The sequence below is a fragment of the Metabacillus sp. GQ13 genome (assembly GCF_059758525.1).
The window spans coordinates 1-8,115 of record NZ_JCAXET010000039.1 but is presented as its reverse complement, the minus strand read 5'-3'; the positions used below and the strand labels follow the sequence as shown (position 1 = coordinate 8,115).

General features: G+C 31.4%; 11 protein-coding genes and 1 pseudogene. 5 read left to right on the top strand and 7 right to left on the bottom strand.

What is annotated here, in order from left to right:
* Nucleotides 1-182: 182 nt before the first annotated feature.
* Nucleotides 183-542 carry a winged helix-turn-helix transcriptional regulator gene (locus tag AC6CHR_RS24960; protein WP_498251887.1) on the bottom strand — a complete coding sequence of 120 codons (360 nt, stop codon included), beginning with the start codon at nucleotides 540-542 and terminating at the stop codon, nucleotides 183-185.
* 232 nt (nucleotides 543-774) lie between these two features.
* Between AC6CHR_RS24960 and AC6CHR_RS24955 the strand changes: the two genes are divergently transcribed.
* A complete protein-coding gene (locus tag AC6CHR_RS24955; RefSeq protein WP_498251886.1) occupies nucleotides 775-1,497 on the top strand; it encodes an NADPH-dependent F420 reductase in 723 nt (240 codons plus the stop codon).
* Between the two features lie 159 nt (nucleotides 1,498-1,656).
* On the opposite strand, the gene AC6CHR_RS24950 is transcribed toward AC6CHR_RS24955, so the two are convergent.
* The gene (locus AC6CHR_RS24950) at nucleotides 1,657-2,046 is read right to left on the bottom strand and encodes a DUF5412 domain-containing protein (RefSeq protein ID WP_498251885.1); all 390 of its coding nucleotides are present in this window, start codon (nucleotides 2,044-2,046) and stop codon (nucleotides 1,657-1,659) included.
* Nucleotides 2,047-2,666: 620 nt separating this feature from the next.
* On the opposite strand from AC6CHR_RS24950, the gene AC6CHR_RS24945 reads away from it, so the two are divergent.
* Nucleotides 2,667-2,801 (top strand): BA3454 family stress response protein, encoded by a 135-nt coding sequence (locus tag AC6CHR_RS24945; protein ID WP_498251884.1) that lies wholly within the window; start codon nucleotides 2,667-2,669, stop codon nucleotides 2,799-2,801.
* Nucleotides 2,802-2,852: 51 nt separating this feature from the next.
* Here the strand turns inward: AC6CHR_RS24945 and AC6CHR_RS24940 are convergent, their stop codons facing one another.
* Nucleotides 2,853-3,080 carry a hypothetical protein gene (locus AC6CHR_RS24940; protein ID WP_498251882.1) on the bottom strand — a complete coding sequence of 76 codons (228 nt, stop codon included), beginning with the start codon at nucleotides 3,078-3,080 and terminating at the stop codon, nucleotides 2,853-2,855.
* Nucleotides 3,081-3,706: 626 nt separating this feature from the next.
* On the opposite strand from AC6CHR_RS24940, the gene AC6CHR_RS24935 reads away from it, so the two are divergent.
* Together AC6CHR_RS24935 and AC6CHR_RS24930 are read left to right on the top strand one after the other, a co-directional pair.
* On the top strand, nucleotides 3,707-3,979 hold the full coding sequence (locus AC6CHR_RS24935) for an RNA polymerase sigma factor (RefSeq protein WP_498251888.1): 273 nt from the start codon (nucleotides 3,707-3,709) through the stop codon (nucleotides 3,977-3,979).
* Between the two features lie 18 nt (nucleotides 3,980-3,997).
* On the top strand, nucleotides 3,998-4,633 hold the full coding sequence (locus tag AC6CHR_RS24930) for a hypothetical protein (RefSeq protein WP_498251881.1): 636 nt from the start codon (nucleotides 3,998-4,000) through the stop codon (nucleotides 4,631-4,633).
* A 495-nt stretch (nucleotides 4,634-5,128) separates the two neighbouring features.
* Here the strand turns inward: AC6CHR_RS24930 and AC6CHR_RS24925 are convergent, their stop codons facing one another.
* Both AC6CHR_RS24925 and AC6CHR_RS24920 read right to left on the bottom strand, forming a co-directional pair.
* The gene (locus AC6CHR_RS24925) at nucleotides 5,129-5,572 is read right to left on the bottom strand and encodes an N-acetyltransferase (RefSeq protein WP_498251880.1); all 444 of its coding nucleotides are present in this window, start codon (nucleotides 5,570-5,572) and stop codon (nucleotides 5,129-5,131) included.
* Between the two features lie 226 nt (nucleotides 5,573-5,798).
* Nucleotides 5,799-6,035 (bottom strand): annotated as a pseudogene (locus tag AC6CHR_RS24920) (YolD-like family protein); the annotation flags it as partial.
* A 271-nt stretch (nucleotides 6,036-6,306) separates the two neighbouring features.
* On the opposite strand from AC6CHR_RS24920, the gene AC6CHR_RS24915 reads away from it, so the two are divergent.
* Entirely contained in the window at nucleotides 6,307-6,489 is a 183-nt protein-coding gene (locus AC6CHR_RS24915) for a hypothetical protein (RefSeq protein ID WP_498251879.1), read from the top strand.
* Between the two features lie 311 nt (nucleotides 6,490-6,800).
* Here AC6CHR_RS24915 and AC6CHR_RS24910 read toward each other — a convergent pair whose 3' ends face one another.
* Together AC6CHR_RS24910 and AC6CHR_RS24905 are read right to left on the bottom strand one after the other, a co-directional pair.
* Entirely contained in the window at nucleotides 6,801-7,286 is a 486-nt protein-coding gene (locus tag AC6CHR_RS24910; RefSeq protein ID WP_498251878.1) for a hypothetical protein, read from the bottom strand.
* A gap of 97 nt (nucleotides 7,287-7,383) precedes the next feature.
* Complete coding sequence (locus AC6CHR_RS24905) at nucleotides 7,384-7,845, bottom strand: cupin domain-containing protein (protein ID WP_498251877.1); 462 nt, start codon at nucleotides 7,843-7,845, stop codon at nucleotides 7,384-7,386.
* Nucleotides 7,846-8,115: the final 270 nt, after the last annotated feature.

The window sequence follows — 8,115 nt, the reverse complement described above, 5'->3', positions numbered from 1 at the left end:
GTCTAAGTGTTTTGAAATCCTGCGAATAAGTGAGTATTTGAGAGATAATCGTATCTTACTGAGGGAGTACAATAAAAAATGGCTGCCGCAGCAACCACACTCATAAACTCAAGCACCTTTTAATTTAAGTACAACACTTCACAATATCTGCTCAATTAATAAAAAAATATCATTTTATTATTTCACTCAGGTTTCTCCCCGAATTTTTTGCCGAAATTCTCCATCATATCAAGTATTGGGATAAATTCACGCCCTTTAGTTGTTAATGAATATTCAACACGAGGAGGTACTTCAGGAAAAACCTCCCGATTAATTAATCCATCTGTTTCTAATTCTCTCAACTGTTTTGTAAGAGAACCTTGTGATATGTCCCATAAAAAAGCTTTAATTTCGCTATAACGACGTTCTTTTGTTTTTAAAAACCAAAGAATAATATACTTCCAACGTCCTGAAAGCATATTTTGGGTATACGCAATGCCATAAACGTCTCTTTGATCCTTAATAAACTCTTTTTCAAATCCATCCTTACATATTCTAGCCATACTTACATCCCTTTTCTTCTATAAAGTACATAAAAGTGTACTATATCATTTTTTATTGCCTACTATAAAAAGTAGAGTAATGCGTTTATTATAGTATTTATAACCAAAACACTCAATTACCTTAATACTTGCAAAAAAAGGAATGTAGACAATTTCGCGTTGAGGCACTTGGGAAATTCCATAGCTGATATTGAATCATAATCGAACAAAATTATATTTAGGAGGAACAATAATGAGATTTGGAATGATAGGTACAGGACCCATAGGGACAATTATTTCTAAAAAATTAGTTAAGAATGGACATGATGTCAAAATAGCAGATGCTCGAGGAATTGAACGTTTAGAAGGAAAAGAGATTGCTGGAACACCTGTGAGTGTAGAAGATGTAATAACAAATATTGATGTTCTTATAATATCTATCCCTTTTCACGCAATGCCAAGCATTCGCAACATTATAGATAAGGCTGGAGAGGAAGTAATCGCTGTAGACACTTCAAATTATTATCCTTTTAGAGACAATAAAATTGAAGAAATTGAGAACGGGGTGGTTGAAAGTGTTTGGGTTTCAAATCAATTAGGAAGACCTATTATTAAGGCTTTCAACAATCAATTAGCTTATACTTTAGAAAATAAAGGAACCCCTGAAGGTACTAGTGGTCGCATTGCTATGGCGATTGCTGGTAATGACCTATCACAAAAACAAATAATCATGGACGTAGTAAGCGAGCTAGGATTCGACGCAGTAGATAGTGGTTCTTTAAGTGATTCGTGGAAACAACAGCCAGGAACTCCTGCATACTGCACAGAACTAACAAAAGAGGAACTAACGGAAGCATTGAAAAAGGCAAATAAAGAAAAAGCCCCTTTCCTACGAGAAAAGGCAATGGAGAAGTTTTCAGCTGGATTTTCACATAAAGATATTGTGAATCTAAACAGGGAGACATATAATTCATAATTTAGGAAACCCATATTGATCATTGCTCTAGTATTTAATTTCAAATTATATGAAGACATAGAAAATTCGGAATCAAAAATAGTGATCAAAATAACGTTGATCACTATTTTTGCATATTTTACATCTCTCTGTTCATCCACCTTTGATGTAAGGTCATTATTAGTGATTCCTAAAATCAAATTTATCATTTGGTACATCTAAAGAATGTCCGTTAATTACCACTGTGTTATTGTCTGTCCAAGTAATATGTGCAGTATCTTCTCGATCGTTCCAATAGATATTTTTGGTTTTACTATCATTTTCATTAAATATCAACTCACCGCGAACTGAATATGCAGTTGTTGCACCGCCATTAGCAACATATGCTTTTAAGGTGTAATTTCCTTTAGGTGATACCTCTTCAGTTAGATATTTACCAGTCGGTAACCTATTCATATCAAAAAAAGCCCAATAGACCCCATATCCAATTAATACAACAAATAATAAACTTGCTATTGTTAATTCCTTTAACCATTTTTTTGAATTCTTTTTCTTATATCCTTGTTCCAAAACCATAAACTCCCCTTTTTTATTATAGACGATAGCTCTCTTCAAAAGTTCCCTGAAGATGAAAAAAGCATTACCGTTGTTCCAGTAATGCAGTCGTTTAACAAACTAATGAAAAAAATAGCTCATTATTTGAGTCAATCTTACTTTCCATTATTAATTTGACGGAAAAAAGTAAACGAAATGTTTCTGATTTCTTTGACATACGGGTCAAACGATGTCTCTACTTCAATTAATTCCATTCCTCGGGAAAGGTGGTTTATTTGAATAGAGATAGGTTCAGTAAGATCTTTATTATCATATAAAATTCCAGCCCAAAGAGTAAGCTAATTCGTTTTTTGCGTATTTTAACGATTTATGTTTGTTTCTCCTCGTGATAATGAAAAGTCCCACCCAGATCCAGGAAAAAGAGTAGGGTAATAGACACAATTAATTCCTTTATCGTCCTGTTGATTTTACATACCCTTGTTTATTTATAAATTGTTATGATAATTCCTTTAGCTACTATAGGTTTTTTTCTGTATGTGCCAGTTCCATATTTTTAATAAAACATTTACATAAAATCTATCAGAACTTAAAAAATCACATTTATAATATAGCTATAAGGAAGGTGAAAGAGCAAAATGTACGAGTATACAATTTACGTAACATTCAAGGGGACAATTTATCAAACCAACGTACTAGCTAACAAAAATCAATCAGAAGAAGTAGTAAATCAAATTGCAAAAGAACAAGTTCTTAAACAATGGGCAAGTTAAACAACAAGAGTTTGTTCTCTTCTTTACCTCTGTAATTGAAGAAGAAAAATTTTATATACCCGAATTAACCAGATGTGTAAATAATCCTACCAAACCTATAACAATTGCAATACTTAATAAAGCAATCGTATATTTCATTTTAATCAGATTAAAGATCGAAACTAAAACACCAAGAGATAAAAGTACAACAGTTGAACCAATGTCTTTAGCAAAATACATATAATTTAGAACCCCTAAAATCACCAAAAACAATGGCGAAAAATTCATGAAAAAATTCATTTTATATCTCCCCTCCCAGAGCCGTGCGCTAATAACGCGCACGGCTCCTCCTAGTTACCATTTACAAAATGTATCTAATCTCGTTTCTAAAGTCCATATACTTACCTTAACTCTTGCGTAAACTAACGGATATTTATTAAGAGAGAGTCTGATCCCTTCTTGAAATTATTAGAGATCATTGATTGGTAATGGTAATAATCTACTGTTGCTTCTGGTCAAACCTCCAACGATTCCAACCTTTTTCACCCTATCAATCCTTTATCAGTTATTTAAATATTCGTATAAATTAATTAGAACTTTCATTTAAGTTAATATCTAAAAAGGAGAAGTTTTAAGCTAAATTGTTTAATAACTTTCTTATTACTCTAACTACTTTGTTAGTTAATAAATATAATATAAAAAAGTGCAACTTTTAAACAATTTATCCGTTGTAAAAGGTAAAAGGTAAAATAACATTTTATAAAAAGGAGAGGCGATATTTGGACAATGAACCTATAAAACAACAAGTTAAAAATTGGTATCGATCATATAATAACGATATTTATCAATATATTTTTTTTATGATTAGAGACCAAGAACAAGCAAAAGATTTAATGCAAGATACTTGAAATCTTACCAGTGATTATATAAGGAAGAAAAAAACAAGTAAACTTCTTTTCGATAAATTTCCGAACCCTAAATTGAAGGAACCATCATTGGAAAATATAGCAATATTAAATGAAACGGAAAAAGAAATATTATATGCAATATCTAAAATTAAAAATTCCTATCGTGATGTCATCATACTAAGGAAAATAAAAGATTTTTCATTACAAGAAACTGCACATATTCTTGGCTGGTCTGAAAGCAAAGTCAAGTCAACTTTATATAGAGGGCTAAAAGAATTGAAAAACAATTAGAAAAGGAGGAGATTTAGAATGAAGAAACCTAAAGATATAAGTGAATTCGATGATCATTTTCAGTCCTTAAACAAGAAAATTAAATTAAGTGAAAATGAACAAAATGATATGCTACTTCTTTTAAACAAAAAAATTGATTCCTCTTCACCTAAAAAAGGCTTTCCTTTTAAATATTACTTATCATTAACAACAGCACTAATAATTCTTGTTATTATGGGTAGTTATTATATTACAAACGTAACTGATACGAGTGACTATTCTCATCAGGCAAACAAGTTAGAGAAAAATAGAATCATTTTTATTCCAGTATTAGATGAAATGGGACTTTCAATTGAACAAAAAGGCTCCTCTAAATGGAATATCAAAAATTCATATAATGAAATTGTTGGAAATGTAAGTGTAATTAATAGTTCCGATTTTGAGAATAGGCATAAAATGCCGGCTGTTTTTGAAAATAAAGAGTTAGATGATTTTCAATATCCAACAACCTTCATTAGACAACACGTAAAAAAGAAAAATGTCATTCAAACACTTTATTTTTATATGGATATTGGAGAAAAAAGCACAAATCAATTTATTGTAATAAAAATGCATACTCCAATAGTAAATGAAGAAAATGCGTTTAAGATAGCAAAAAACATCCAATTTAAATAAAAAGAGTTGATATTGAAGTAAGTGAAAAGCATATTGTCTTAAATGGATCATTAAATCAATCCATTTTTCACCTAATTCAAATAAAGAAATACGATCCCTCGTTATTGGTGAATCGCACCCATTAGCCATCCATGCAGCAGAAATATCGTCGCTGCACCACAGAGAATGAAAATATGTCGAACTGTCCATACTGATTCTTAATCTAGTCAATCCAATCCATTGTTCCATTAATTGCGGCCCACTCTTTTTTTAAAAACGAAACGGATGGGTCTTCTTTAATTTTGTCATTTTTCGGAGTTATAGGAGTTTATTTTCATGGTAGTTTAAGAGTGTCACTTCACAATTCCAAAAGAGTAGAGTCTATTGAGACAGATATAAAATTGTGCAAAATAAGGATTATTAAAGTCTCAACGGCTTGTCTCAAAAATCTTACCAGTTTATATCCACATTTTCCTGATTGTATTCCTAATAGTGTTACTCCACAATCGCGACCGATTATTGAGCAAAATTTTGGTTGTTGCGCCATTCCATTAGGTATTCTTGCTTATCGGTTTGCTCATCAGTTAACTCCTTTTTTATAACAAATTCATTTTTCTCGTAAAAGCGTACTGCAGATAGATTCTCCTTATACACTTTCAATTGGATCACGCTTCTCCGTCCCTTTTCAAAATCCAATAATTTTTTTCCAACACCATTATTTTGATGTGCTGTATCAATGAAAAGTGCTGCTAAGTAATTGTCTACCATTGAGATAAATCCCTCAATCTTTGATTGATTAGTTATGACGTGTGTTTCTGCCATAGGAATGTACTTTTCTTTCATCTCCCCAATTTTAGATGTCCAATAATCGGAATCAATAAAATTGTGTGCTTGTAATGATCCTTTGTACCAAATATCGACTAAGGTATCAATATCTGTATCTTTATATGCTCTTATCATAAAAACCCTCTTTTCATCTTTTTTTATAAACAGTTCAACTTTATTTCAAAGTCACAATTGGGACGATTTCATTGATGATCGCCAAGATATCTATGAAACTAACTTTTTATAAAACCTGTTTTAAATAAATCATACCATTCATTTAGTTCTTCACCTTCTAATACACCCAATACTTCTTTGAAGAGTAAGGATTCCTAACCCCACTAATCTCTCCTTTAGGAAAGGTCTATTTTATTGTTATTGAAGTGTTTGTTATTTCGTAGAAGTCCATCATAATGTTGGTATCTAATTCATCTAATAAATGAACCTTTTTAGTGTATGGATCAATTTTTTGTATGACTCCTACCCTTGTGTTGAAACAACCATCTTTCCAAGTAGTAATCTCTTGAATTGTTTTATTGGCAAAGCTTTCTGATATTACTTGTTCCATTTCCTCGATTTGGCTTTCGTCTAATCGTGGCCTGGCTGTTTTGTAATAATGGTTTACTTCATTTTTTCATAATTTAATATGCTCAGGCAGAAAGAATGCTCCTTGTCATTTGACCATCTTCCTGTTAAAACTCATTTTCCCGATTGATTTCGACATAAAAGTGGAAATACCTTCCTCGGTTAACCTGCCCTATTAGTTGAAAAAGACTATTTAGTTCGCAATTTAAGCGAACTACGACATAAGGAATAATTAGTATCCTGTCCCTTCAATTTATTATAGAATTAAACTTAAAAGGGGGATTCTTATGAGATACTTTTCAATGACTATATTAATATTTTTTTGTAGCATTATTTCATTGTTCTTATTTGTTTACTTTTTTAATGGAGATGAAACAGGAGTAGTGCCAATAGGTTTAGTTTTGTTCTTATTGATGTCCGTTACAATTACTTTATTAATTAAAATAATAGAAACAATAAAGAAAAACTAGCTCCGTCGTAATAAAGGAGAGATTGAATATAATCTCTCTTGTTCGACTAAACGGCTCCTTTAGTGATTACTCCTTCGAGAAGGAATACAAATACACCCGTTAGCCATTTAGGTAGCAGAAATATCGTCGCTACACTACAGAGAATGAAAATGTGTCGAACTGTCCATACTGATTCTTAATTCAGTCAATACAATCAATAGTTCCATTAATTGCGGCTCACTCTATTTTTCATACAAATGTGAAGGGTCTTCTTTGATATTCTTATATTTCAGAGTTATAGGAGTTTATTTTCATAGTAGTTGAATAAGATTTTATCCTATATAGTCGATTAACTTTGCTGGAACTTGTTCAAATATATAAAGCTCAGGGTTATTAAAAGGTTTGTTTTTCCAATACTCATCAAGAGTATTCATACTTTCCCAATACTGTTTCATTAAATCTTCCTTTGAAGGTAAACCTTCAACAAAATATCCTCTACCACCATCATATGTATCTTCGATATAAGCAAATAAATCACTTGATATATCTCGGTTAAAAACTAAAATTTTATCACTAAACGCAGAAAATCGATAGAAAGGTTTTTCATACTCTTCCAAATCTGCTCTAAAGGCAACTTTAAAATCAATCCATTTTGGTGAATTTGCTGGTCTGTAACGCTCTGTTAATTCTGGAAATAAATCACTGATTTTTGAATACCATCTGGTAGCAGTCTTATGATTTAATCCTTCCTTTAAGACCCTTTGTGGACTTATATTTACCCCAACCTCATTGTGAATGACCATATGATATAAAAACAAAAAAGTCCCCCTTGCTTGGATAATCTGCTAACAAAATTCTTCAACTATTCTGCCACGTTAGCTCCTACCCCTTAGTGAAGTATCGCACCCATTAACATTAGATTTCACCTTTACTTAACTCAAGTAAATCCTTCTCAAAAAGTTTTTTTGTTAATTTATCTAATTCCTCTGATGAAAACCAATCAATCTTAGGACCCCTACCACCATATTTAATCGTGTGAGTTACAGCATAAGAAGACATAAAAATATTGTGATGAACAAAAGGATTTACAATTACACTTTCTCCCTCTCGGAGAAAACGCAATTCAGGTTCCCCATTTAAATCAATTTCCGCATACACAATCCATCCAGACTGTACAACATAAAACTCAGAAACTGCTTTGTGATAATGACTTTTTTGCCAAGATCCTACTTCAAAACCAACTGTGCGACAATAGGAAGTACCATCAGAACTAACTAACCTATAACGTTTTTCACCATTATCCATAAGTTCAAAATTTACATCTATTCCAGATGAATAAGCTTCTTCCAAACTAATCTTTTTTGGATTATACGACATATTTTTCTCCCTTATTCTTTCTTGAATATATTTAACATTCGACCATATAAATATATTTCCTGCAATTATCTTGTTTAACAATCCTGCCACGTTAGTTCAACAGGCATCTTATTTTCTTGCACAATATAAACTAACTCCGAACTACTCTTCATATTTCATTTTAATTACATAAAATTTGACAAGGTATAATATCTTGATAAAAAGTCTTTTGAAAGGAATCTGCTATGAAAAAATATTTCTTTTTCATGATGTTATTTGGTCTTTTCTTTT

Coding starts and splice junctions, on each gene's coding strand:
- AC6CHR_RS24960 (WP_498251887.1), bottom strand. CDS start 542: ATGGCTAGAATATGTAAGGATGGATTTGAAAAAGAGTTTATTAAGGAT.
- AC6CHR_RS24945 (WP_498251884.1), top strand. CDS start 2,667: ATGTACGAGTATACAATTTACGTAACATTCAAGGGGACAATTTATCAA.
- AC6CHR_RS24925 (WP_498251880.1), bottom strand. CDS start 5,572: ATGATAAGAGCATATAAAGATACAGATATTGATACCTTAGTCGATATT.
- AC6CHR_RS24940 (WP_498251882.1), bottom strand. CDS start 3,080: ATGAATTTTTTCATGAATTTTTCGCCATTGTTTTTGGTGATTTTAGGG.
- AC6CHR_RS24955 (WP_498251886.1), top strand. CDS start 775: ATGAGATTTGGAATGATAGGTACAGGACCCATAGGGACAATTATTTCT.
- AC6CHR_RS24915 (WP_498251879.1), top strand. CDS start 6,307: ATGAGATACTTTTCAATGACTATATTAATATTTTTTTGTAGCATTATT.
- AC6CHR_RS24905 (WP_498251877.1), bottom strand. CDS start 7,845: ATGTCGTATAATCCAAAAAAGATTAGTTTGGAAGAAGCTTATTCATCT.
- AC6CHR_RS24930 (WP_498251881.1), top strand. CDS start 3,998: ATGAAGAAACCTAAAGATATAAGTGAATTCGATGATCATTTTCAGTCC.